General features: G+C 67.9%; 25 protein-coding genes. 11 read left to right on the top strand and 14 right to left on the bottom strand.

Features of this window, described 5'->3' with window-relative positions:
- The 4 genes from A6W98_RS12470 to dusB form a co-directional block, all read right to left on the bottom strand.
- Window positions 1-2,298, bottom strand: coding sequence for a sensor histidine kinase NtrY-like (locus A6W98_RS12470; protein WP_052678034.1), 2,298 nt, complete (start codon window positions 2,296-2,298; stop codon window positions 1-3).
- Window positions 2,299-2,393: 95 nt separating this feature from the next.
- Window positions 2,394-3,770, bottom strand: coding sequence for a sigma-54-dependent Fis family transcriptional regulator (locus tag A6W98_RS12465; RefSeq protein ID WP_042461924.1), 1,377 nt, complete (start codon window positions 3,768-3,770; stop codon window positions 2,394-2,396).
- Window positions 3,770-4,849 (bottom strand): two-component system sensor histidine kinase NtrB, encoded by a 1,080-nt coding sequence (locus A6W98_RS12460; protein ID WP_042461921.1) that lies wholly within the window; start codon window positions 4,847-4,849, stop codon window positions 3,770-3,772. Before A6W98_RS12460 ends, A6W98_RS12465 begins: the two co-directional genes overlap by 1 nt.
- Window positions 4,846-5,829, bottom strand: coding sequence for a tRNA dihydrouridine synthase DusB (gene dusB / locus A6W98_RS12455; RefSeq protein ID WP_042461919.1), 984 nt, complete (start codon window positions 5,827-5,829; stop codon window positions 4,846-4,848). Before dusB ends, A6W98_RS12460 begins: the two co-directional genes overlap by 4 nt.
- A gap of 187 nt (window positions 5,830-6,016) precedes the next feature.
- Here dusB and A6W98_RS12450 point away from each other — a divergent pair, with 187 nt between their 5' ends.
- From A6W98_RS12450 to A6W98_RS12440, 3 genes are read left to right on the top strand one after another with little or no spacing between them, the layout of a single operon-like run.
- Window positions 6,017-7,162: a bifunctional 2-C-methyl-D-erythritol 4-phosphate cytidylyltransferase/2-C-methyl-D-erythritol 2,4-cyclodiphosphate synthase gene (locus tag A6W98_RS12450; protein ID WP_042461917.1), complete on the top strand. Its 1,146-nt coding sequence runs from the start codon at window positions 6,017-6,019 to the stop codon at window positions 7,160-7,162.
- Entirely contained in the window at window positions 7,159-7,653 is a 495-nt protein-coding gene (locus A6W98_RS12445) for a phosphatidylglycerophosphatase A family protein (RefSeq protein ID WP_042461915.1), read from the top strand. The genes A6W98_RS12450 and A6W98_RS12445 overlap by 4 nt, the downstream gene beginning before the upstream one ends.
- The gene (locus A6W98_RS12440) at window positions 7,650-8,153 is read left to right on the top strand and encodes a CinA family protein (RefSeq protein WP_042461913.1); all 504 of its coding nucleotides are present in this window, start codon (window positions 7,650-7,652) and stop codon (window positions 8,151-8,153) included. Before A6W98_RS12445 ends, A6W98_RS12440 begins: the two co-directional genes overlap by 4 nt.
- A gap of 16 nt (window positions 8,154-8,169) precedes the next feature.
- Here the strand turns inward: A6W98_RS12440 and A6W98_RS12435 are convergent, their stop codons facing one another.
- Entirely contained in the window at window positions 8,170-8,625 is a 456-nt protein-coding gene (locus tag A6W98_RS12435) for a type II toxin-antitoxin system RatA family toxin (protein WP_042461911.1), read from the bottom strand.
- A 69-nt stretch (window positions 8,626-8,694) separates the two neighbouring features.
- Here A6W98_RS12435 and hpt point away from each other — a divergent pair, with 69 nt between their 5' ends.
- Window positions 8,695-9,234 carry a hypoxanthine phosphoribosyltransferase gene (hpt, locus tag A6W98_RS12430; RefSeq protein WP_042461909.1) on the top strand — a complete coding sequence of 180 codons (540 nt, stop codon included), beginning with the start codon at window positions 8,695-8,697 and terminating at the stop codon, window positions 9,232-9,234.
- Between the two features lie 56 nt (window positions 9,235-9,290).
- Here hpt and A6W98_RS12425 read toward each other — a convergent pair whose 3' ends face one another.
- Window positions 9,291-9,722 carry a SufE family protein gene (locus A6W98_RS12425; RefSeq protein ID WP_042461907.1) on the bottom strand — a complete coding sequence of 144 codons (432 nt, stop codon included), beginning with the start codon at window positions 9,720-9,722 and terminating at the stop codon, window positions 9,291-9,293.
- A gap of 131 nt (window positions 9,723-9,853) precedes the next feature.
- Here A6W98_RS12425 and A6W98_RS12420 point away from each other — a divergent pair, with 131 nt between their 5' ends.
- Together A6W98_RS12420 and A6W98_RS12415 are read left to right on the top strand one after the other, a co-directional pair.
- A complete protein-coding gene (locus tag A6W98_RS12420; RefSeq protein WP_042465042.1) occupies window positions 9,854-10,333 on the top strand; it encodes a hypothetical protein in 480 nt (159 codons plus the stop codon).
- 96 nt (window positions 10,334-10,429) lie between these two features.
- Window positions 10,430-10,726 (top strand): hypothetical protein, encoded by a 297-nt coding sequence (locus tag A6W98_RS12415; RefSeq protein ID WP_042461905.1) that lies wholly within the window; start codon window positions 10,430-10,432, stop codon window positions 10,724-10,726.
- 122 nt (window positions 10,727-10,848) lie between these two features.
- On the opposite strand, the gene rnd is transcribed toward A6W98_RS12415, so the two are convergent.
- The 3 genes from rnd to purM form a co-directional block, all read right to left on the bottom strand.
- Complete coding sequence (gene rnd, locus A6W98_RS12410; RefSeq protein WP_042461903.1) at window positions 10,849-12,015, bottom strand: ribonuclease D; 1,167 nt, start codon at window positions 12,013-12,015, stop codon at window positions 10,849-10,851.
- Window positions 12,016-12,126: 111 nt separating this feature from the next.
- A complete protein-coding gene (gene purN / locus A6W98_RS12405; protein WP_072071688.1) occupies window positions 12,127-12,726 on the bottom strand; it encodes a phosphoribosylglycinamide formyltransferase in 600 nt (199 codons plus the stop codon).
- A complete protein-coding gene (gene purM, locus A6W98_RS12400) occupies window positions 12,723-13,772 on the bottom strand; it encodes a phosphoribosylformylglycinamidine cyclo-ligase (RefSeq protein ID WP_042461901.1) in 1,050 nt (349 codons plus the stop codon). The genes purN and purM overlap by 4 nt, the downstream gene beginning before the upstream one ends.
- Window positions 13,773-14,596: 824 nt before the next feature.
- Between purM and A6W98_RS12395 the strand changes: the two genes are divergently transcribed.
- From A6W98_RS12395 to tpiA, 3 genes are all read left to right on the top strand, one after another.
- Window positions 14,597-14,959 (top strand): SUF system Fe-S cluster assembly protein, encoded by a 363-nt coding sequence (locus A6W98_RS12395; RefSeq protein ID WP_042461899.1) that lies wholly within the window; start codon window positions 14,597-14,599, stop codon window positions 14,957-14,959.
- A gap of 90 nt (window positions 14,960-15,049) precedes the next feature.
- Window positions 15,050-15,430 (top strand): HesB/IscA family protein, encoded by a 381-nt coding sequence (locus A6W98_RS12390; RefSeq protein ID WP_042461897.1) that lies wholly within the window; start codon window positions 15,050-15,052, stop codon window positions 15,428-15,430.
- 120 nt (window positions 15,431-15,550) lie between these two features.
- Window positions 15,551-16,309: a triose-phosphate isomerase gene (gene tpiA, locus A6W98_RS12385; protein WP_042461895.1), complete on the top strand. Its 759-nt coding sequence runs from the start codon at window positions 15,551-15,553 to the stop codon at window positions 16,307-16,309.
- A gap of 289 nt (window positions 16,310-16,598) precedes the next feature.
- Here the strand turns inward: tpiA and A6W98_RS12380 are convergent, their stop codons facing one another.
- Window positions 16,599-17,072 carry a hypothetical protein gene (locus tag A6W98_RS12380; RefSeq protein ID WP_042461893.1) on the bottom strand — a complete coding sequence of 158 codons (474 nt, stop codon included), beginning with the start codon at window positions 17,070-17,072 and terminating at the stop codon, window positions 16,599-16,601.
- Between the two features lie 197 nt (window positions 17,073-17,269).
- Between A6W98_RS12380 and infC the strand changes: the two genes are divergently transcribed.
- Window positions 17,270-17,812 carry a translation initiation factor IF-3 gene (gene infC / locus A6W98_RS12375; RefSeq protein WP_072071687.1) on the top strand — a complete coding sequence of 181 codons (543 nt, stop codon included), beginning with the start codon at window positions 17,270-17,272 and terminating at the stop codon, window positions 17,810-17,812.
- Window positions 17,813-17,964: 152 nt separating this feature from the next.
- Window positions 17,965-19,308, top strand: coding sequence for a globin-coupled sensor protein (locus tag A6W98_RS12370; protein WP_042461889.1), 1,344 nt, complete (start codon window positions 17,965-17,967; stop codon window positions 19,306-19,308).
- Window positions 19,309-20,114: 806 nt separating this feature from the next.
- Here the strand turns inward: A6W98_RS12370 and A6W98_RS12365 are convergent.
- The 4 genes from A6W98_RS12365 to A6W98_RS12350 form a co-directional block, all read right to left on the bottom strand.
- Window positions 20,115-21,113: a molybdopterin-binding protein gene (locus A6W98_RS12365; protein WP_042461887.1), complete on the bottom strand. Its 999-nt coding sequence runs from the start codon at window positions 21,111-21,113 to the stop codon at window positions 20,115-20,117.
- Complete coding sequence (locus A6W98_RS12360) at window positions 21,113-22,102, bottom strand: XdhC family protein (protein WP_081252050.1); 990 nt, start codon at window positions 22,100-22,102, stop codon at window positions 21,113-21,115. Before A6W98_RS12360 ends, A6W98_RS12365 begins: the two co-directional genes overlap by 1 nt.
- Window positions 22,103-22,217: 115 nt before the next feature.
- Window positions 22,218-22,835 (bottom strand): DUF6691 family protein, encoded by a 618-nt coding sequence (locus tag A6W98_RS12355; protein ID WP_042461883.1) that lies wholly within the window; start codon window positions 22,833-22,835, stop codon window positions 22,218-22,220.
- Between the two features lie 3 nt (window positions 22,836-22,838).
- The gene (locus tag A6W98_RS12350) at window positions 22,839-23,396 is read right to left on the bottom strand and encodes a YeeE/YedE thiosulfate transporter family protein (RefSeq protein ID WP_042461881.1); all 558 of its coding nucleotides are present in this window, start codon (window positions 23,394-23,396) and stop codon (window positions 22,839-22,841) included.
- Window positions 23,397-23,656 lie beyond the last annotated feature (260 nt).

Genomic DNA, 23,656 nt, shown 5'->3' with positions numbered 1-23,656 from the left:
CTACTCCCCGGTTGCCGCGGTTGCGGATGTCGTGTCGCTGCGGGCGGGCTCCGCCGCGCCCTGCGCCGGGGCCTGCACGAGGCTGACCGGCAGCGTGATTTCAGCCAGGGCGCCGCAATGGGCGCCCTCGGCGAAGGGCTCTGCATCGCGCAGATCGAGCCGTCCGCCATGTTCCTCGATGATCTTCTTGACGATGGGAAGGCCAAGCCCTGTGCCGTGATCGCGGGTCGTGACATAGGGCTCGAAAAGCCGACTGCGATCCTGCGGAAGGCCGATGCCGTTATCGGCGATCAGGATCACCGCATTGCCCTCCTCGACCGAGAATGTCACCCGGATCTCTGGACGATAACCTTCCGGCTCGCCCTTTTCACGAAGACTTTCAATCGCTTCCCCCGCATTCTTCATGATATTCGTGAAGGCTTGGGCGATCATCGTCGCGTCAAGTTCGGCGGGCGTCGGCTCCGGCGGAATGTCGGCCCGGAAGGCGACCCCCGGCTGGCCCGCCTCCTGCAGCATAACCGCGTCGCGCAAAAGCGCCGCCAGATCGACCGGCTTGCGGTCGGGCTCGGGCATCCGGGCGAATTTGGAAAACTCGTCAACGATGCGGCGCAAGTCATTGGTCTGGCGCACGATCACGTCTGTCATCTGATCCAGCGCCTCGGCCTGATCGCCGACCGCGCCACGGAACTTGCGCTTGATCCGTTCGGCCGAAAGCTGGATCGGGGTCAGGGGGTTCTTGATCTCATGGGCGATCCGGCGCGCCACGTCGCCCCAGGCCGCCATCCGCTGCGCCGTCACCAGATCGGTGACATCGTCGAAGGCGACGACATAGCCCTCGGCCCCGCCATCGGCGCGCTTTCTCATCGCCATGCGCACCAGCAGATGCTCCATGTTGCCGCCCCGCAGCAGCCGGACCTCTTCCTGCGCGGTTCCGCGGCGGCTGGACTTCAGCTTCTCCAGAAGATCGGCGAATTCCGGCACCGCCACGCAAAGCTCCTGTCCTTCGGCCTCGGCCGCATCCAGTCGCAACAGCGCCAGCGCCGAGCGGTTCATCACCTCGACCCGGCCCTCGGCATCGAGCCCCATCACCCCCGCCGTCACCGAGGACAGCACGGAATCGAACAGCCGCCGCCGCCGTTCGATCTGGCGGGTATTGTCCAGCAGCGCATCGCGCTGCAGCTTGATCTGCCGGGTCATCTGGTTGAACATCCGCCCCAGCATCGCGATTTCGTCATCGCTGGTCTCCTCCGGCACCCGCACGTCGAAATCGCCCGCGCCGACCCGCTGCGCGGCCCCGGCAAGCCGGCCCACCGGGCGCGACAGCCGCTCGGCGAACCACAGCCCCAGCCAGACCGCGGCCAGGATCAGGATCATCGCGAAGCCAAGATAGAGCAGCCCGAATTCGAACAGGACCCGGCCGCGCTCATGCTCGAGCTGCTGGTACAGCCGGACCGATTGCTGGGTATCGTCCAGAAGGCTCAGGATGTCGCCGTCGACGGTGCGCGAGATGTAGAGATAGCGGTCGAGATAGCCGTCGAGCTTGACCAGCGCGCGGAACTCGTTGTTGTCCCAGTCCTGGATCACAACCGCCTCGCCCGTACCCGCCCGCGCGATCTGCGCGTCGTCGGGACGTTCGTAATTGAAGAGGTAGGACCGCTCGCCCCGGGCCCGGATCTCGCCCGAGCCGTCGATCACATAGGCCTCCTTCAGGCCGCGCTGCACCCGTGCCTGGGCCTGGGTCAGGATCTGGCGCATGTCGCCGTCGGACAGGAAGATCGTGGCCTGACGCGCCGCCGCCAGATAGCCCACAAGCGTATGGGCGTCCGAGACCAGATCGCGGCGGTGCTCCTCCTCATAGGCCTCGGCCGCGGCCAGCGAGGCCCCGACCACATTGCGCACCCGCTCCGAGAACCAGCCCTCGAGCCCGATATTGATGGTCAGCCCGGCGAAGATCGCGACCGAAACGGTCGGGATCAGCGCGATCAGCGCAAAGACGCCGGTCAGCCGCAGATGGAGCCGCGAGCCCGCCGAATGCCGCCGCCTTGCGGCCACCATCCGCGCGATGCGCTGCACGACGAGGGTCGCCACCACCAGCGCATAGACCAGATCGGCCAGCAGCACGATCCGGAGCCCGTGCGAGGAGGCGCCCTGATCGAGCGGGCCGAGTGTCAGGAAGGTCAGGACGGCCAGAACCGGGCCAAGCACCACGACGCTCAGCGTGGCGGCATTGCCCGCCTGGCGCGATCTGCGCAGGCGTAAAAGCCTTTCCAGGGCCAGAAGGCCCTTGGCATGTGTCACCGCTCGCCTCGTGTCGTTGCGCCGCCACAACGCGGCATCAGCCCGATCGCGCGACCGCCGACCCTATGTCCGGTCGGCCACGCGTTGTTGCCAATTTACATCAACTTGCGACGCCGTGTCACGCGAATATCGAGATCGGTGATCTTCTTGCGCAAGGTATTGCGGTTGATCCCCAGAAGATCGGCACATTTGGCCTGATTGCCGCCGGTCGCATCCAGCGCGATCTCGATCAGCGGCATTTCGACCTCGCGCAGGATGCGGGCATAAAGCCCGGGCGGCGGCAGCACGCCGCCATGCAGATCGAAATAGCGCCGAAGATGCTTGGCGATCGAGGCCGACAGCTTCTCGCCGTCGCCGCCGCCGACCAGCGGTTCGATTTCGGGCTGGTTGCCCAGAACCGCCTCGACCTCGGCCCGGGTGATCACCTCTTCGGGGCTGGTGACGACGAGGCGGCGGATCGTGTGCTCGAGCTGGCGCACATTGCCGGGCCAGCTATAGGCGCGGATCAGGTCCATCGCCTCCTCGGCCAGCCGCCGCGGCGCGGTGCCGTCGCGTTCGGTGCGGCCGAGGAAATGCTCGGCCAGCAGCGGAATGTCGTCGACCCGCTCGCGCAGCGACGGCACCGCGACGCTGACGCCGCCCAGACGGTAGAACAGGTCATGACGAAACTGCCCCGCCTCCATCCGCGCCATCAGGTCGGACTGGCTGGTGGCCATCACCCTTGGGGCGTTGTCGCCGAAACTGTCGAGCATGCGCACGATCCGGCCCTGCGCCTCCTCGCTCAGATCGGCCACCTCGTCGAACAGGATCGAGCCGCCGCGGGTCCGCGACACCAGCGCCGAGGGACCGTCGATGCCTTCCATGTCGGCGGCGGTCGCGATCACGAAGGGCAGCGAGCGCCGGTCAGAGAAATCATGGATCGCGCGGGCGATCAGCGACTTGCCGGTGCCGGATTCGCCGGTGATCAGCACCGGCAGATCGGCATTCATCACCCGCGCCACCAGCCGGTACAACGCCTGCATCTGCGGCGTGCGCCCGACCAGCGGCAGGTCGTCCTGGGTATCGCCCCCGGTCGGCGGCGCGGTCTCGCGCGGACGGCCGACCCGGCGCTTGGTCTCCAGCGCACGCGCCGCCCGCTTCATCAGGTCGGGCAGATCGAAGGGCTTGGGCAGATAGTCATAGGCCTCGGCCTCGGCCGCCTGAATCGCGGTCATGATGGTGTTCTGGGCCGAGATCACGATCACCGGCAGGCCCGGCCGCTCCTGGCCGATCTTGGGCAGCATCTCGAGCCCGTTGCCATCGGGCATGATCACGTCCGAGATCACCAGATCGCCCTTGCCCTCGCCGACCCAGCGCATCAGCGTGGTCAGGGACGAGGTCGCATGCACCTTGCAGCCCGCCCGGGTCAGGGCCTGGGTCAAAACGGTGCGGATCGTGCGGTCGTCATCGGCGACAAGTACGGTTCCGTCCATCAGCTCTCATCCTCTTCGGGTTTCGGGGCAACCGGCAGCGAGACGCGGAACACGGTGCGTCCGGGCACCGAATCGACCGCGATCCAGCCGCCATGATCGCCGATGATCTTCGAGACCAGCGCAAGCCCAAGCCCGGTGCCGTTCTCGCGGCCCGAGACGAAGGGCTCGAAGATCTCGGCAGAGATCTCCGCGGGCAGGCCCGGCCCGTCATCGGTGATCTCGACCTGCAGCGGCACCGGCACGCCGGACCCGTCGGGATGGCGCAGCCTGAGCGACAGGTCGTAGAAGGTGCGCAGCCGGATCGTGCCGCCGCGCGGACCGGCCGCCTGGGCGGCATTGGTGATGAGGTTGGTGAAGACCTGCATCAGCTGGTCGGGATCGGCCCAGGTCGCCGGCAGCGAGGGGTCGTATTCCTCGAGAATCGCCATATTCGCCGCATAGCCGACCGTTGCCGAGCGGCGCACCCGGTCCAGCACGTCATGGATGTTGACCGGTTTGCAGGCCGGCGGGCGCAGATTGCCGAACTGCTCGACCTGTTCGAGCAGCTTCACGATCCGGCGGCTCTCCTCGACGATCAGGTCGGTCATCTCGAGATCGCCATTCGAAAGGTTCATCGACAGTAGCTGCGCCGCCCCGGTGATCCCTGCCAGCGGGTTCTTGATCTCATGCGCCAGCATCTCGGCCATGCCGATCGCCGACCTGGCGGCCGATTTCACCGAATGCACCCGGCCCAGCCGCCCGGCGATCTCGCGCGGGGTGACCAGCAGCAGCAGATGCTCCTCGGTATCGTTCATCGGCGCCACCTGCACATTGCACAGGACCGGCGGCTTGTTGCCCGCGCTGACATCGACATCGTTGATGAAAAGCGGCGCGCGATTGGCGCGGACCCGAGCGAAGGCCTCGTCGAGCGGCGCATCGACCGCCAGCCGGTCGAAGACCGGCACCCCGCTCAGGGTCTTGATCGTGGCATTCACGAAGAGCTCGGAAGCCGGGTTGATATTGCTTATCCGGTCCTCCGCATCGAGCAGGAAGGCCGGAATGGGCAGCGCGGTCCAGATTGCATCCTGATCGAGCGTCATGCCGCGGCCCTCCCCTCTACAGCCAGCGCTTCTGGCAGGAGCGCCAGCACCGCCGCCCCGGCAGGGGCCGTCAGCACCCGGCGGCGCAGGGCCCCGGGCGTGCCCGCGCGATCCATGTACCAGCCCAGATGCTTGCGCGCGACGCGGCCCCCGAGACCCGTGCCGTAAAAGCCCAGCATGTCCTCGTAATGGCGCGCGACCATGTCGGCCAGCGCCGCGCCCTCGGGCACCGCAGGCGCCGGGCGCCCCGCGATCCGGGCGCCGATCTCGGCCAGCAGCCAGGGCCGCCCCTGCGCGCCGCGCCCGACCATGACCCCGTCCGCGCCCGATTGCGCCAGCGCCGCCGACGCGGTCTCGCTGCAGACGATGTCGCCATTGGCCACGACCGGCACCGAGACCGCCTCCCTGACCTCGCGGATCGCGCGCCAGTCGGCCCGGCCCTTGTAGAACTGACAGCGGGTGCGGCCATGGATGGTGATCATCCGCACCCCCGCCGCCTCGGCCCGGCGCGCCAGCTCGGGCGCGTTGCGCAGATCGTCATCCCAGCCGAGCCGGGTCTTCAGCGTCACCGGCACCGACACCGCCTTCACCACCGCCTCGATCAGCCGCAGGGCCCGGTCGAGATCGCGCATCAGCGCCGAGCCCGACAGCCCGCCGACAACCTTCCTGGCCGGACAGCCCATGTTGATGTCGATGATCCTGGCCCCCTGCTCTTCCACCATCCGCGCCGCCCGCGCCATCCAGTCCGGGTCGCGTCCGGCCAGCTGCACCGCGGTCGCGGCCTCGCCAAGCCCCAGCGCGGCGCGTTCGCGAATGCCGGGCTTGGCCTGAACCATTTCCTGGCTCGCGACCATCTCGGACACCACCAGTCCAGCCCCGAAGGACGCAACCAGCCGTCGAAACGGCAAATCCGTGATTCCCGCCATCGGAGCAAGGAGAACCGGCGGATCGAGCGAGATACCTGCCACACGAATGGCCAATTGATTAATCCTTGTGCATTTGGGATTGATTTATCTTCCGCGCCCGGCAATGGCAATTGTTCTGACCTCATTTGCCCGTCCGGAAAAGCCGTTTGCACAAAAAACAGGCAGGACCGGCCGCCAGTTTGCCCCATTGCCCCGCAGCAAAGGCTTGCCTAAAACCCCGGCGGGCAGCAGGGGGCAAGAGATGACTGTCACGGCGATCATCGTGGCCGCGGGCCGCGGCACCCGGGTCGGGGGCGACAAGCCCAAGCAATATCAAGAACTTGCGGGCCGCCCCGTGCTGGCCCGAACGATAGAGGCCTTTGCCGCGCATCCCCGGATCGGGGCCATCGTCGCGGTGCTGCATCCCGAGGATGGCGATCTTTTCGAAACCGCCCTTGCGGACAGCGCGGCCGAGGTCACGACCGTTCCGGGCGGGGCGACGCGCGATGCCTCGGTCATGGCCGGGCTGCGCGCCGCGCCCGAGGGCACGACTCGGGTGCTGATTCACGATGGCGCCCGGCCGATGGTTCCGGCCGCGCTGATCGACCGGGTGATCGACGCCCTCGACGAAAGCCCCGGCGCCGCCCCCGCCCTGCCGGTCACCGATGCGCTCTGGCAGGGGCGCGAGGGCAAGGTCGCCGCGCCCCATCCGCGCGACGGGCTCTACCGGGCCCAGACGCCGCAGGGCTTTCACCTGCGCGCCATCCTCGCCGCGCATGAGGCCCATGCGGGCGGCGCTGCCGACGATGTCGAGGTCGCCCTTGCGGCGGGCCTTGACGTGGCCATCGTCGAGGGCGACGAAGACAACCTCAAGATCACCCACAAGGTGGATTTCGCCCGCGCAGAGCGGGTCCTGCGGGAGAGAAACATGGACATTCGCACCGGTAACGGCTTCGACGTGCACGCCTTCTGCGAGGGCGACGGGGTGATCCTCTGCGGCATCAAGGTACCGCATGACAAGGCGCTGAAGGGCCATTCCGACGCCGATGTCGGCATGCACACGGTCACCGACGCGATCTATGGCGCGCTGGCCGAGGGCGATATCGGCCGGCATTTCCCGCCCTCCGATCCGCAATGGAAGGGCGCGGCCAGCGAGATCTTCCTGAAACACGCGGTCGCGCTGGCGGCAGAGCGGGGCTTCCGCATCGCCAATGTCGATCTGACGCTGATCTGCGAGCGCCCCAAGATCGGCCCCGTCGCGGGCGCGATGCGGACCGAGATGGCGCGGCTGATGGGGATGGAAGAGGCCCGCGTCAGCGTCAAGGCCACGACCTCGGAGCGGCTGGGCTTCACCGGGCGCGAGGAAGGGATCGCGGCACTCGCCACCGTGACGCTGGTGGCGCCATGAGCCTCGCGATCAACATCGCCACCGTCTTCGGGGTCGGCCGCCTGCGCCCGGCACCGGGCACCTGGGGCTCGCTGGCGGCGATGCCCGCCTTCTGGGCGCTGGACGTGACCGGCGGGGTCGTCCTGGCCGCCCTGGCGACGCTTGCGGTGATCCCGCTCGGCATCTGGGCGGTGCGCGAGGCGGCGGCGGGCGCGCCCGACCCGGACCGCTCGGAATATGTGATCGACGAGGTCGCGGGGATGTGGATCGCGCTGTTGCCGGTCTCGTTCGGGGCGGCCGCGGCCGGGGTCGATGCGACCGCACTTTACCCCGGCTGGATCGCGGCCTTCCTGGGCTTCCGGCTGTTCGACATCTGGAAACCGGGGCCGATCGGCCGCGCCGACCGGATGAAGACGCCGCTCGGGGTCATGCTCGACGACGTTCTGGCGGGCGTGGCCGCGGCGGTCGTGACGCTTGCGCTGGCCGCCCTGTCGCATATCTTTTTGATGTGAGCGACAAGGCCGCCCTTCTCATCGCCGGGGCCCGCGCCGCGGGCCTGGCGATCGCCACCGCCGAAAGCTGCACCGGCGGGATGATCTCTGCTGCCATCACCGATGTGCCGGGCTCTTCCGCCGTCTTCGACCGGGGCTTCGTGACCTATTCGAATGCCGCCAAGCAGGCGATGCTGGGCGTCCTGGCAGAAACGCTCGACGCCCATGGCGCGGTCTCGGAACAGGTCGCGGCCGAAATGGCCGCGGGCGCGCTCGCGCATTCGGCGGCCGACCTCGCCGTCGCCGTCACCGGCATCGCGGGGCCCGGGGGCTCCGAGTTCAAGCCCGAGGGCCGGGTCTGTTTCGGGCTCGCCCGGCGCGGCGCCGACGGCCGCATCGAGACCCTGACCGAGACCGTCGAATTCGGCGCGCTCGGCCGCGACCGGGTGCGGTCCGCGACCCGCGACCATGCTCTGACGCTGCTGCTGGCGGCGCTCGAACCGCGGCCTTCCGCGAACTAAGCTCTGCCTCGCAATCTCAGGGACGCGACCCGTAAAGCGCCCGCGCCCGGTCCTCGAAGGCCCGCACGATCCGCAGCATCGCCTCGTTGAAGACCGCCCCGATCACCCCCTGCAGCACCCGGTTCTTGAACTCGAAATCGACGAAGAACTCGACCTTGCAGCGGTTCTCGGCCACATCCTCGAAGCGCCATTGCGACTTGAGGTAGCGGAACGGCCCGTCGAGATACTCTGTATCGATCCGGAAATCCCCCGGCCAGAGCGTCACCCGGCTGCCGAAGCGTTCGCGGAAAACCTTGAACGAGATCACCAGATCCGCCTCCATCAGCTCGTGATCGCCGAAATCCTTCCGCGAGCGGATGCGCGCCGCTGCGGTCCAGGGCAGGAATTGCGGATAGGACCCGACATCGGCCACCAGATCATACATCTGCCGGGCGGTGTAAGGCATCTCGCGGTTTTCCGAATGGCGCGGCATGGGATCCCGTTCGCTGCTGACAATGGGACGCCATTTCTGCTAGAAGCCCGCCAAAATCAAGGGGGTCCCATGGCCGAGAGACCATATGTCATAGACGAATTGCTGTCGGCGAAGACCATTGCCGCCCGAGTCGAATCGCTTGCCACCGAGATTACCGCGCATTTCGCCGATACCGAAAAGCTGGTCGTCGTCGGGCTTTTGCGCGGCTCGTTCATCTTCATCGCGGATCTCGTGCGCGAGCTGGACCTGCCGGTCGAGGTCGATTTCATCGAGACCTCCTCCTATGGCAATTCGACCAGTTCCTCCCGCGAGGTGCGCATCCTCAAGGACCTGCGCGGCGAGATCGAGGGCCGCGACGTGCTGGTGGTCGAGGATATCGTCGATACCGGCCACACGCTGAAACACGTGCTGCACCTGCTGGGCGGTCGCAAGCCCGCGCGGCTGGAATGCTGCGCGCTTCTCGACAAGCCGGCGCGGCGCGAGGTCGATGTCTGCGCGCGCTGGGTGGGATTCGAGATCCCCGACCGCTTCGTGGTGGGGCTTGGCATCGACTATGCACAGCGCAACCGCAACCTGCCCTATATCGGCGCGGTGCGCTTCACCGACTGAAGCCCGGCTGCCGCGCCCCCGAACCGGGGCCCGCCAGCCGCGCCGTCGCCCGGGCGTCAGACCCCTTCGACGATGCCCGCGGCCTGGGTCCGGATGCGTTCGACCATTGCGCGCAGCCCGTTCGAGCGCTGCGAGGACAGATGCTCGTCAAGCCCGAGGCGCGCCATCTCGGCGCCTGCATCGGTATCGAGCACCGCGACAACGTTCAGCCCGTCGTAAAGCGCGCGCAGCACGGCGATCAGCCCCTTGACGATCATCGCGTCGCTGTCGCCCTTGAAGTGATAGATCGCCTCGCGCCCCTCGCCCTCGACATCGGCCATCAGCCAGACCTGGCTGGCACAGCCATCGACCTTGGTCGCGGGCACCTTGAACGCCTCGGGCAAGGGCTCCATCGCCTTGCCCAGCTCGATCACATGACGATAGCGGTCCTCCCAGTCCTCCAGGAACTCGAAGGTCTCCACGATCTCCTCGAAGGCCTCACTTGCCACGTCGTTTCTCCTTGCCTGACCGGTCCTGATTAGCCGCCACCCGGTCAAAGGTCCAGCTTCGGGACCGGACCGGCTTTTCAAAGGCGCCGGATTCGGCTAACCGATTGGACGAAGCAACCGGGGGCCTGCCCATGAAATCATCGCTTTCGGCCGCCCTGTGCGCGGCGCTCGCCGTCTCATCCTGCGGCACGGTGCGCGAGTCGCGTCTGAACCCGTTCAACTGGTTCAGCAGCTCGACCGAGACCGAAACCGCCGCAGAGCAGCCTCTGCGCCGCAACGAGGTTGCCGATCCCCGGCCGCTGGTGGATCAGGTGACCGGCATGACCGTCGACCGCGCCCCGGGCGGCGCCATCCTGACCGTGACCGGCCTGCCCGCGCGTCAGGGCTTCTGGGATGCCGCGCTGGTGCCCGCCGCCGCCGCCGAGGACGAGGCGCCTGCCGACACGCTGGTCTTCGATTTCCGCATCGCGCGCCCCGGCACCGCGACACCGGTCGGCACCGAGCCATCGCGACTGATCACCGCCGGGCGGTTCATTTCCGAAGACGATCTGAAGGGCATCCGCATGCTGGTGGTCCGCGGCGCCCAGAACCAGAGGCAGTCCCGCCGCTAGGCGCGCGGGCCGGCCGACAGGACGTATCCAGAAGGCACCGCCCGCCACAGCGCGGGCGGATCGAGTTATCTGACGACTGCCATGACGGAGGACTCCATGACCCCAAGGCCCGTTTCCCTCATCCTGTGTGCCACCGCGCTTGTCGCGGCCTGCCAGTCCACGACCACCGCCCGCGAGGCCGCACAGCCCGCCCCGCAGGGCCGGAGCGCCGAGACTGAGACCGAGACACCGCCCGAATACCTGCCCTGCCGCGATCTCGAACAGGCGCTGAGCATGAGCGATGCCAGAATGCGCCGCCTGAATGCCCGCGACATGTCCAGCGAGGCGACCTACCTGCGCGACCGCAACAAGCGCCTGATCGCCCGCGCCTATGAATGCCGACGCCCATCGTGACCGGACCGTTCTGACAGGGACCAGGCCTCACACGGCCTGCAGGAAGCAACCGTGCCTGAGGGAAGTTTCAGGAACAGGACCAGGACCGACGCTCCCGGCAGACGAGAGCGTCGTCGGACAGGCTAGAGCGGAACCACCGCCACGTTGCTGCCCTTGGCGGCAAGCGCGATCTTGCCCGCGCAAAGCCTCAGCGCGTCATCGCCGAAGACCTCGGCCCGCCAGCCCCGCAGCGCCGGGCCGTCGCGCCGCCCGGCGGCGATGGCGTCAAGCTCGGAGGCGGTGGCGATCAGCTTCTGCGCCACGCCGGCCTGTTCCGACTTGGCCTTCAGCAGTACCCGCAGCAGATCGGCCAGCGCCGGGTTCACCTGCAGCTTGTCATCGGTCTCGGGCATCTTCGGATAATCGGCCTGCGGCGTCTCGGCCGCGGCCTTGATCGCGGCGATGATGCCCTCGGCAATGTCGCCGCGCCGTGCCTCGCGCAGCAGCAGCCGCGAGCGTGACAGGTCTTCGAGGCTTTGCGGCTTGGTCGAGGCCAGCTCCAGCAGCGCGTCATCCTTGTAGACCCGGTTGCGCGGAATGTTGCGCGACTGGGCATAGGTCTCGCGGAACCGCGCCAGTTCCTTGACCGCGACGAGGAACTTGCCCGAATGGGTACGGGTCTTGACCCGGTGCCAGGCCTCGCCGGGACGCACGATATAGGTCTCGGGATCGGTCAGGACGCCCAGCTCTTCCTGAAGCCATTTGGCCCGGCCGGTCTTTTCCAGCTCGGCCGCGAGATATTCGTAGATCACCCGCAGATGGGTGACATCGGCCAGCGCATAGGATTTCTGCGCCTCCGACAGCGGTCGGCGCGACCAGTCGGTAAAGCGCGAGGTCTTGTCGAGGCTCGAACGCGCGATCTTGCGCACCAGCGTCTCGTAGCCGACCTGCTCGCCGAAGCCGCAGACCATGGCCGCGACCTGGGTGTCGAACAGCGGCTCGGGGAAGACCTTGCCTTCGGTGAAGAAGATCTCGAGATCCTGGCGCGCGGCGTGGAACACCTTGACCACGGCGGAATTGCGAAACAGCGCGTAAAGCGGCTCGAGCGACATGTCGCCCGCCAGCGGATCGACCAGCACCGCCTCGCCGCCATCGGGCCCGTCGCGTCCGGGAAGCGCAAGCTGCACGAGGCAGAGCTTGGCGTAATAGGTTCGCTCGCGCAGGAACTCGGTGTCGATGGTGATGTAAGGGGCGCTTGCGGCCTTCTCGCAAAAGGCGGCCAGCGCCTCGGTCGTGGTCAGTGTCTTCATCTCAGCCCGTATCACCCCAGTCGCATCTCCATGACCCTCGACCCGTTCCTGATAGGGAAAACGTCGCAAAATGGAAAGGCCGCATCGTATCGCCCCCGCCCCGCCGCCTGCTCATGGCAGATAGAGAGGCGTCCGGTCGCCCGATGCAAAGCGGCGCAGCACCGCCGGATAAAGCGCATGTTCCTGCACCAGAACCCGCGCCGCGAGGCTGTCGGCGGTATCGCCCGCCAGCACCGGCACCCGCGCCTGCCCGAGAATCGGGCCGCCATCGAGCTCGGCCGTCACCTCATGGACCGTGCAGCCCGCCTCGGCATCGCCCGCCTCGAGCGCGCGCGCATGGGTATGGAGCCCGCGATATTTCGGCAAGAGCGAGGGGTGGATGTTCAGCATCCGCCCGGCCCAGGCCTCGGTGAAGCCCGGGGTCAGCACCCGCATGAACCCGGCCAGGCACAGGATGTCGGGCCGGGCCTCGGCCAGCCGCGCCATCAGCGCCGCCTCGAAGCCCGCGCGGTCCTTGCCGAAGGGGCGGTGATCGATGCCCTCCGCCGCAATCCCCAGCGCCCGCGCCCGGTCGAGCCCCTTGGCCGCAGGATCGTTCGACATCACCAGCACGGGGCGCGCCGGATGATCGCCGGTCATGCTTTCGGCCAGCGCCACCATGTTCGAGCCCGATCCCGAGATCAGGATCGCGACGCGCTTTGCCTCGCTCACAGCAGGCGCCCCTCGTAGGCGACCCCCTGCTGCCCCGGCCCGACCCGGCCGATCCGGGCCACGGTCTCGCCGGCCTCTTCCAGCAGCGCCGTCAGCGCCTCGGCCCGGTCCCCGGCCACGACCAGCACCATGCCGATCCCGGCATTGAAGGTCTTCAGAAGCTCGGCCTCGGCCAGCCCCGCGGTCTCGGCCAGCCAGCGGAAGACCGGCGGCAGATCCCAGGACGACAGATCGACCGTCGCGCCCAGCCCCTCGGGCAGCACGCGCGGCAGGTTCTCGGTCAGCCCGCCGCCGGTGATATGCGCGAGCCCATGCACGCCGCCCGCCCGGATCGCGGCCAGAGCAGGCTTGACGTAAAGCCGGGTCGGCGCCAGCAGCGCAGCCCCCAGCGGCCCGTCGGCGAAGGGCGCGGTCGCGTCCCAGCCAAGGCCGGCATGCTCGACCACCTTGCGGACCAGCGAATAGCCGTTCGAATGCACCCCGTCCGAGGCCAGCCCCAGAAGCACGTCGCCCTCGCCCACATGGGCAGGCAGATCGTGGCCGCGCTCCATCGCGCCGACGGCAAAGCCCGCCAGATCGAAATCGCCGCCATGATACATGCCCGGCATCTCGGCGGTCTCGCCCCCGATCAGCGCGCAACCGGACCGCAGGCAGCCCTCGGCAATGCCCTCGATCACCCGCGCGGCCTCGTCGATCTCGAGCTTGCCGGTCGCGAAATAGTCGAGGAAGAACAGCGGCTCGGCGCCCTGGCAGACCAGATCGTTGACGCACATCGCCACCAGGTCGATGCCGACCCCGTCGAGATGGCCGGTATCGATGGCGATCCGAAGCTTGGTGCCGACGCCGTCGGTGGCGGCAACCAGCACCGGATCGAGATAGCCCGCCGCCTTCAGGTCGAAGAGCGCGCCGAAGCCCCCGAGCCCCGCGAGGGTGCCGGGCCGTCCGGTCCGCTTGGCGGCCGGCTTGATACGCTCGACCAGGGCATTGCCTGCATCGATATCCACGCCTGCCCCGGCATAGGTCAGGCCGTTCTTCCGCTCGCTCATGGGGCTCTCCCGTCTGCTTGGCTGCGCTTTAGCGCAACGCCCGCGCAATGAAAAGCACGCGACGAAAAGCAGCGGGTGTTCCTCGCTGCATCGGGAAAAACGGAACGCATCCGTGCCGGGCGGTCCGGGAAAACCCGTTCAGTCCGCTGCGCGGTCATACTGACGGTTCTGCCGCTCGATGGGCTTGGAAAGCGGTGATCCCGGAAGCGGCGAAAAGCGCCCTGAAAGGGGCGAAAACTGGCGGATGCCGATGCCCGCAGCCACACTGCCGGGCAGGCCTCGGATCGCCTCCGGCGCCGTCGGGAACAGGACAGCGGACGAGGCCGGCCCCATCTGCCCGCTCTCGGACGCGAGGCCCTTTCGCGGCCAAGCCAGCCCGCCTCTCACCCTAAGCTCTCGGCGCAGGAAGAAGATTCTCTGGCCGGTCGCAGCGATGACATGGCCGCGACGACCACGCGACGCACCCGCGACGCACCGGCCCGTCACCCCTGCGGCACAGAGACGCCGCAGGCTCGGATCTCCCTCCTGCCCGGGGCATCAACCTTGTGATGAAGCGGTACGACGCGTCGGGGACAAGCCAAGGCCCCGCGCTCCGGAAACAGCCCACCTGTCGGCATTGCTCTCTGTGCGAACGGCGCGCGCGCCGAAGGCAGTCAGCCCATGGGGGCGGCCCCTGGACGCCCCGCGCCTGCTTGCGGCGGAAGGATTTCCGATGAAACCAACCCGGTTTTCGGCCCGGAACCGGCGCGCCAATCCGCCGATTCCCCCTCTGGACGGCGGTTTTCGCATTCCTTATATAATTGCTAGGATTTACAGGAGCAGCCATGACCGAGCCGCAGGGAAAACTTGAAGGCACGCCGCTCATCGAGCCCTCGACCACCGACCACCCGCTTTACGATCAGGTCGTCGAGGCCTGCCGCAGCGTGTACGACCCGGAAATTCCGGTCAATGTCTACGACCTGGGATTGATCTACACGATCACCATAGACGCCGAGAACGTCGTTCACCTGACCATGACCCTGACCGCGCCCGGCTGTCCGGTGGCAGGCGACATGCCCGGCTGGCTGCAGGAGGCGGTCGAGCCGCTGCCCGGGGTCAAGCGGGTCGATGTCGACATCACCTGGGATCCGCCCTGGGGCATGGACATGATGTCCGACGAGGCGCGGCTCGAACTCGGCTTCATGTAAGGGACGGCCAGGGGCGGCGGCGCGCGCGTGGCGGCCCTTGCGAGACGGGCGCCGCGCCCTACCCTTCGCACAGCAGAAACGAGGTACGAAATGTTCGCCATTCCCGGAAAGCAGGCAGTCAGCCTCACCCCCGCCGCGGCGGCAGAAGTCGCCCGGCTGATGCAACAGGAGCGGGCCCAGGGCCTGCGCATCGGTGTCAAGAAGGGCGGCTGCGCGGGCATGGAATACACCATGGACTACGTCGCCGAGCTCGACCCGATGGACGAGATCGTCGAACAGGACGGCGCCCGGGTGGCGATCGCGCCGATGGCGCAGATGTTCCTGTTCGGCACCGAGATCGATTACGAGGTCTCGCTGCTGGAATCGGGGTTCAAGTTCCGCAACCCCAACGTGGTCGATGCCTGCGGTTGCGGCGAATCGATCAAGTTCCGCGACGCCGACGACCCCCAGGAAGGCCCCGCGACCGCCTGAGGCGGCACGCGCGCCTGTCCCGGCCCCCCGCGTGGAACCTGCGTGGAAAAGGGCCGTTCCTCCCGGCCGGGAAATCGCCTAGGAAGGCCGGAATCATCATCATTGGCGAGGAGCGAACGCATGCGCAGGAAGCTGGCGGCTGGGAACTGGAAGATGAACGGGCTGAGCGGATCGCTGGGCGAAGCCGTTGCGCTGGCTGCTACCCATCCCGCACCGGGTGTCGACATCCTGCTGTGCCCGCCGACCACCCTGCTCGACCGCATGGCGGATGCGGTCCATGGCTCGAAGGTCGCGGTCGGCGGTCAGGATTGCCACCCGGCGGTTTCCGGCGCCCATACCGGCGACATCTCGGCCGAGATGCTGGCCGATGCCGGTGCAGGCTACGTGATCCTCGGCCATTCCGAGCGCCGCGCCGATCACGGCGAGAGCGACGCGCTCATCCGCGCCAAGACCGAGGCCGCGCTGGCCGCCGGGCTTGTGGCGGTGGTCTGTGTCGGCGAGACCGAAGCCCAACGCGACGCGGGCGAGACCCTGGCCGTGGTGGGCGCGCAGCTTGCCGGGTCGCTGCCCGATGACGGCGTCACCGGCGACAGCGTCGTCGTCGCCTACGAGCCGGTCTGGGCCATCGGTACCGGCCGGGTGCCCACGCTCGAACAGATCGCCGAGGTCCATGATAGCCTGCGCGCCGCGCTGAGCGCGCGCTACGGCGCCGCGGCCGACGCCATCCGTCTGCTTTATGGCGGCTCGGTCAAGCCCGGCAATGCCGCCGAGATCTTCGCGACCTCCAATGTCGATGGCGCGCTGGTCGGCGGCGCCTCGCTGACGGCAGCCGATTTCTCGGCGATCATCGCCGCCCTCGAAGCCGCTCCCGCGGCCTGACCGGCGCCGATCCCGAACCGGCCAGATCCCGAAACGAAACGCCCGGCGCAATGGCCGGGCGTTTTGCGTTCATGAACCGTCCCGGGCAGAGACCTCGACCGCGGGACGCCCCCTGCGCCTCGGCGATCCGAACCGCCACGACAGCCACCAATGCCGGGGCGGCCGCCGCCAACGGCGTCTTCCCGTCCTTCGGCAGGCCCCGTGCCGCGATCCGCACAGCCGCCTCGCCGGCATCGACCCGGCCCGAGGTCAGGGGTTCGGGCAGCGCTCCGGCCAAAGCTTTGGGCAGCTACTCCTCAGCCTCGGGCACCACCGCCCCTTCTGCTGCAGCCCCGGTGCCGCGCGTTTCCGGGTCGGGTTCCGCTCCGGCCGCGTCGGAGGGCGCCGCCTCAGGCGCCTCAGCGGCCGGGGCCTCCTGCATCGCGCCCGGAGCGGACGATGTCTCCTCTTCGGGCGCCATGGCCTTGACGCTGCCATCGCCCGAGCCCGGGGCTTCGGTTTCCAGGCCGGCATCGGGCTTGGAAACCGCCTCGGGGCGCGTGTCGCCCTCGCTCCGGGGCATCTCGGCATCTGTTTGCGACTCGGCCGCCGGAATGTCCTGCCCCGTTCCGCCCGGCCCGCGCCCCTCTTCGGGCATGGCCTCTTCGGCGGTCGCCCCGGTCCCGCTTTCGGCCCCTGAACCGGTCATGTTGCCCAGATACCAGAGGACGCCGCCAAGGCCGAAGGCGGCAAGAATGACGATCGCAACCAGAACCTTCTTCATCGAAACCTCCTTATCCGCCGGACCCTCCGGTTCCGGCCCCTCCTCCGGTGGTTTTCTCACGCTTTCCCGGCCTGCGGCAAACGGCCCATCGCCGCAGGGGCCAGACCATTGTCGGTAAGGGAAAACCGCCTTGAAGCGAACCCGCCCCGGCGGTAACTTGGGGCCTACGCAATCGCAACGATCCAAGGAGCGACACCATAGCCCGCCGACCTCACAACGCGCCTCCCACGCGCGATACCGGCCCTCGCATCAACGGACGCATCCGCTGTCCGGAAATCCGCCTGATCGGCGCAGAGGGCGAAAACCTCGGAGTCGTGACCCCCGCCCGCGGCGTGGAACTGGCCGAACAGGCCGGGCTCGACCTGGTCGAGATTTCCCCCAATGCCGCGCCGCCGGTCTGCAAGATCATGGATTTCGGCAAGTTCAAGTATGAACAGCAGAAGCGCGAATCCGAGGCCCGCAAGAAACAGAAGGTGATCGAGGTCAAGGAAATCAAGTTCCGCCCCAACACCGACAGCCACGACTACGAGGTCAAGATGCGCTCGGTGGTCAAGTTCCTCGAGAACGGCGACAAGGTGAAGATCACGCTCCGGTTCCGCGGCCGCGAAATGGCGCACCAGAATCTCGGGCGCGAGCTGCTCGAGCGGGTTGCCGAAGAGATCAAGGAAATCGGCAAGGTCGAGAACATGCCCAAGCTCGAAGGCCGCCAGATGGTGATGATGATCGGCCCCGCCAAGTAACGGCGGTTCCGAATGCTCTTTGAATGGCCGCCCTCCGGGGCGGCTTTTTCATTATGATTGAGCGCATCCCCCTCTGAAGGTAACGCAAGGTCAATCATCCTGGCCGATAGTCCTGACGCATCCGCTTGCGTAACAGGGAGGCCGCCAGCGCCATGGCCGAGAACAGGAAACGATCGGCCCGGCTCCAAGCCTATGGGCTTCAGGGGGACACCCGCGACCGGGTGAAAGAGGTGGGCAAGATCCTGTTGCCCCATCTCGACGAGGTGCTCTCCGATTTCTACGAGGAAATCTCCGACACCCCGGACTGGAACGCGTTCTTCCCGACCCAGGCGCTGCGCGATCACGCCCGCCAGAAGCAGAAGCAACACTGGGTGCTGATGCTCACCTCGGATTTCTCGCAGCAGTATTTCGAAGGCGCCGAGAAGATCGGCCAGGTGCACAACCGGATCGGCTTGCCGATCAGCTTCTATACCGCGGCCTATGCGCGTGTCGGATTGGCATTGCAGGGGATCATCATGAACGAGGTCGGCCGGAACGCCTTCTTCCGGCGTCGGGATCCCACCCCGCTGATGGATACGCTCTCGCGGGTACTGATGCTCGATACCGAACTCGCCAACTCGGCCTTTTTCGCCGCCCAGGCCGCTCAGTACGAAAACCGCCTGAACGAGATCAGCCGCAATTTCGAGGATGAAATCGGCCGCGTCGTCGACGTGCTCTCAACCTCTATGCATCAGCTCGACGATGCCGCCAATGGCATGACCACAGAGATTTCCCGCGCGCGCCAGGGCGCCGACTCGCTGTCCGACAACGCGTCCCGCATCGCGACCAGCGCCCAGTCCGTCGCCTCCGCCATCGAGGAACTGTCGGCGTCGATCACCTCGATCACGCAGGACGTCAACAATGCCGCCACCGCCTCGGCCAACGCGATGGAAGAGGCCACGGCCTCCTCGGAACAGCTTGAAAGCCTGCAGGCCGCCGCCGAGGAAATCGACGAGGTCGTCAACATGATTGCCCAGATCGCCAAGCAGACCAATCTGCTGGCGGTAAACGCCACGGTCGAGGCGACCCGCGCGGGGGATGCGGGCAAGGGCTTCGCGGTGGTCGCCTTCGAGATCAAGGCCCTGGCCGAGCGGATCAGTCAGGCCACCAGTTCGATCAATGACAGGATCAGGCGGATCCAGTCCGAAACCCGGTTGATGAGCACCCGGATCTCCGGCATCGGCGATTGCGTGGAACGGGCCCGCTCCTTCTCGGACAGCATCCGCGTCGCGGTGACCGAACAGACCCAGGCCGCGCAGCATATCTCGCAGCATGCCGATTCGACGGCCTCCAGCACCACCGAAATCGCCCAGATGATCCGTGACGTATCGCATCGGGTGGAGCGTTCCGGTGACACATCGCTGACGCTGAAGGACGCGGTCGGCACGGTCTCGGACGAGGCGGGCACCCTGTCGCAACGGGTGCGGGCCTTCCTGACCGCGCTCCGCGCCGCCTGATCCCCGGCGCTTTCCTGCCATCCGGCCGCCCGCCCCGGAAGCCATCAGCTCGGCACGGGTTGCCGCAGGGGCCCAAAAGGCATTGCCATCTGCCTGCAGGGGCTCGGCTTCCCCCTTGATCGCGGGTTTCCCCATAAGGTTGGTGATGCAGTCCATCCACATTGGGAAGATGGATCATGTCAGACCCTTTGCCGGCGGCACGTCGCAAGCGGTTTCGGGACTATATTGAAGACGGGTTGGGCGGCGTTGCGGTTGGATCGCCAGCCGGCGACCATATGCTTGGCCAGGCAGGGCCGCAGGAAAGGCAGTCGCCCACACGCCAAGGTCCTCCGCGCGGCCCCCCGATCAGGACATCACTGGGGACCTGATCGCGCAAGAGCCCCCATCACGCTTTTTGAATGCCGCGATGTCCTGGGTGAAGCAGAGGGCGTAGAGGTGCATCCCTCCGCCATCGCCAGCCTGTTATCCCGTCACGGCATCACATAGAGAAACGTCGCGGGTCATGCCCGGACACCACCATGCCAAGGTGAGGCCGGAGCGAACGGATCGGTTCGGACATCGGTGCCCAGCCATCGCAGCCTCGGCTGACCGCATTGCCTTCATTTCCGAAACGGTGGTCAAAGGAAACCCGACCCGGCTGCGCATTCAGGCCCCGCAGTCTCAGCCGATATGCGCCCCCCTTTTCGGGGACCCCGCCCCCGCCCGAGCACCAGGTTGTCATCCTCGACACCCTTGCGCCCCTATCAACGCGGAGCGGGAGAGTTGCTGGGAAAGGACCAAGGGATCCGCCCCGGTCGCGACCGGCTTCAGGCCTCGCGCGGTTGCGGGCGGGACGGGATTTCCTTGAGAAGCCCGCCCACCGCCATCGCGGCAAGCGCCTCGGCATCGACCTCGATGCCACAGGCCGTCCGTTCGAGAACCCAGTCGGCCCCGTTCAGCGCGGGCGCCCGGGCGCAGCCCGGCAGCCCGATCACCGGACGCCCGTCCTGCTCGCCCAGAAACAGAAGATTGCCGGGATCGACCGGCATCCCGAACCGCGCGATGGTCCCACCGGCGAGGCGCACGGCCTCGGGACCCACATCGCGCAGATCCGACGTGGCAGAGCCGGTCAGGATCAGCCCGATCTCGCCGGGCAAGGCGGCAAGCGCCGCGGCCATCGCCCGGGCCTCGTGCGGCACGATCCGCACCGCCTCGAGCGTTATCCCCAGCGCGCTCAGCCGGGTCTCGACCGCCGAGCGGCCCTTGCCGGTCAGGGCCGGTTTCTGGCCCGGAACCTCGGACAGGATCAACCCGGCCGACCGTCGTCGCACCGGATGCACCCGAAGCGCACCGCGCCCGGTGGCACAGGCCGCTTCGAGCGCCGCGCCCGGAACCGCGTAAGGCAGGATCTTGACGGTGCCGACCAACATGCCCGGCAGCACCCGCCCCAGCGGCGCCAGCGTGGCCAGCGTGATCCCCGGATCGACCCGGTTCACCGCCTGCACGGCCGCTAGGTCCAGCCCCACGACCCCGGCGCAGACCGCATGCAGGTTGACCCGCCCGCGCGCCGCACGGCCGATCCGCAGCGCCGCCGCCTCGGGATCGGGCACCAGCGCATTCGCAAGCCGGGCGGCGGCCGCATCCTCGACGACATCGCCCGGATCGAGCCGGGCAACGGTGACTTCGGCAATGCCAGCCCCCCGCAAGGCGGCGATCTCGGCGGGCCCCAACCGGCTTCCCTTCGGCAGGTGCAGCCCGGGCAGCGCCATCGAATGCGCGAGAATCGCGCCCCTTGCCTCGGCGGGCGGAACCGGGCCGAAACGCATCAGCCGCGCCTCAGCCGTTGCAGGATTTCGGCCAGGATCGCGACCGCGATCTCGCCGGGCGTGCGCGCCCCGATCCCGAGCCCGACCGGCGCATGGATCGCCGCGATCCTCTCGGGCGCCGCCCCGGCTGCCTCCAGACGCGCGACCCGCCCGGCATGGGTGCGGGACGAGCCGAGGCAGCCGAGATAAAAGACATCAGAGTCGAGCGCGGCCATGATCGCCGGATCGTCGAGCTTGGGATCATGGGTCAGGGTCACCACAGCGCTGCGCGCGTCAAGCCCGAGGTCGGCCAGCGCGGCATCGGGCCAGGCATCGATCACGACCTCGCCCGGAAAGCGCGCCGCCGCGCCGAAGGCCGGGCGCGGGTCGATCACGACCGGGGCGAACCCGGCCAGCCGCGCCATCTGTACCAGCGGCTGGGCGATATGGACGGCTCCGACCACGACCAGCCGCAAGGGCGGGTTGTGGAGGCCGACGAAAACCTGGCCTTCGAAGCCCGACCGGTCGGCGCGCATCCGTTCGCCGATGGCCTGCCCGAGCGCCGGGTCCTCCGGCCCGGCCAGCCGCCGCGCCCAGCTTTCGGTATCGACCAGGCAGGCCACGGCCCGGCGCGCCGCCCGCGCCGCGACCAGATCGGCCAGCAGATCCTCCGGCAACGCCCGCCCGACCGGTCCGACCGGCTCGACCAGCACCCGGATCCGGCCGCCGCAGGCCAAACCGACCGCAAAAGCGTCGCCGTCGCTGACCCCGAATTCCAGCAGCCGGGGCTGGCCGTCGCCAAGCGCCTCGAGCGCCTCGGCGATCACCGCCCCCTCGACGCAGCCTCCCGAGACCGATCCGGCCATCGCGCCCGCGCCCGAGATCGCAAGCTGGCTGCCCACCGGCCGGGGCGCGCTGCCCCAGGTCTCGACCACCGTGGCCAGCGCGGCGCCCTGCCCCGCCCGGTGCCAGTCAAGCGCGGTTTCGGGGATCGCGTCGTGCTCTGCGATCTGCATGCATCATTCCCTCCCTCAGGCCGGATAGTGTAGTGCCCGGCCGGAGGCGGGAAATAGGCAAAAGGTGGCAAGTGGTTGCCGCCCGCCAGAGCGCGGCGGGCGGAAGCCGTTATTCGACCGGATCGGCCCGGCCGGCTGCCGCGGCTTCGGCCGCACGGGCGGCATCGCGCCCGGTGATGCGGCGCGGCAGCAGGACCGCGATCAGGATGAAGACCGTACCCATCGCGATGCCCGCCAGATCGCCCGGAAGCGCCGGAATCGCGGCCGGATAATCGGCGCCCGGGATCGCCCCCAGCGTCCATTTCTCGCCGTTGAGAAAGCCGATCGACTCCCAGAACGGATAGCTGATCATGAAGCCTGCCGCGCCGACAAGCCCGCCCGCAACGAAGAACAGCGCGTCGATCCGGCCGACCGCGAGGGCGCAGAGCCCGGTGCCCGGACAATAGCCCGCGATGGCCCAGCCGAAACCGAGGATCGCGCCGCCGAGCAGCACGCCGACATGGGCGGCCTTGACCGACATGTGGCCGACATCGACCAGCCCGTAGATCTGTCCGGCGAAGATCAGGATCGCGGCGGTTCCGATCGCCACCAGGATCGTCTTCATCAGGTTGGTATCGGTCAGCGTCAGCATCCTGCCGATCCAGTTCGGGTTCGTGGCCCCGATCCGGTCGAGCATCGCGCCGAAGGCCGCGCCCAGGAGCCCAGCGATGACAAGGGTCATGGTCATGGCTCAGCCCTCCTTCTTCAAGAGCATCATCGCCGTCGGGAAGGCGGTCAGGAACGCCCCGAAGGCGAAAACGAAACCGGAGATCGAGCTCTGCATCATCCCCGACATCATGTGGCCCGAGGTGCAGCCGCCCGCGAGCCGCGCGCCGTAAAGCACCAGCACGCCGCCCGCGAAGGCCATGACCCAGCGCAGCGGCCAGAAGCCGCCGATATTGGCGCGGTACATGGCGGGCACGTTGCGCTCGCCCTTGGGCACGGTCGAGCGGATCAGCGAGGACAGCAAGGCGCCGGCCATCATCGCCAGCACGAAGACCATCGGATAGGTCAGCAAATCGGCCGCCCCGGCGGCCAGCGCGCCGTCCGATTTCGCCAGATAGGCATTGGTCGAGGTGACCCCCTCGGCGGTCCGGGTGAGGATGCCCGCATCGGGCTGCTGGAGGTTCCACAGGAAGGCGTCGAACAGGACGAACTGGGTCGAGACGCCGATCGGCCGGGCCAGAAGTACGGCCAGGAAGAACACGATCCCAAGCAGCGGACCGCCGATCTTCCAGTTGAGTGGCATGGGTTTCACCGGATTTCACTCCCCTGATTATATTCCATGTTTGGAATACAGTGACAGCGCGCGACATGCCGGATCAAGCCTGATGCTCTGTGACAAAACGGGCCCCGAAGACGTGAAAAACGCCGTGGGAGGGAGGGCCCACGGCGTCTCACTGACCGGCATCCGGGGAGGGAGGGCCCCTTTGATGCCGAAGTCCTGTGCTGGGAAAGACACAGGGGACTCGTTGCGGGATTGCTGGCGTCGGCTGGGAACGTTCCGAC

Source organism: Rhodovulum sulfidophilum DSM 1374, from assembly GCF_001633165.1.
In the GTDB taxonomy this organism is placed as follows: Bacteria; Pseudomonadota; Alphaproteobacteria; order Rhodobacterales; family Rhodobacteraceae; genus Rhodovulum; species Rhodovulum sulfidophilum.
This window is presented reverse-complemented; position numbering and strand designations above follow the sequence as displayed.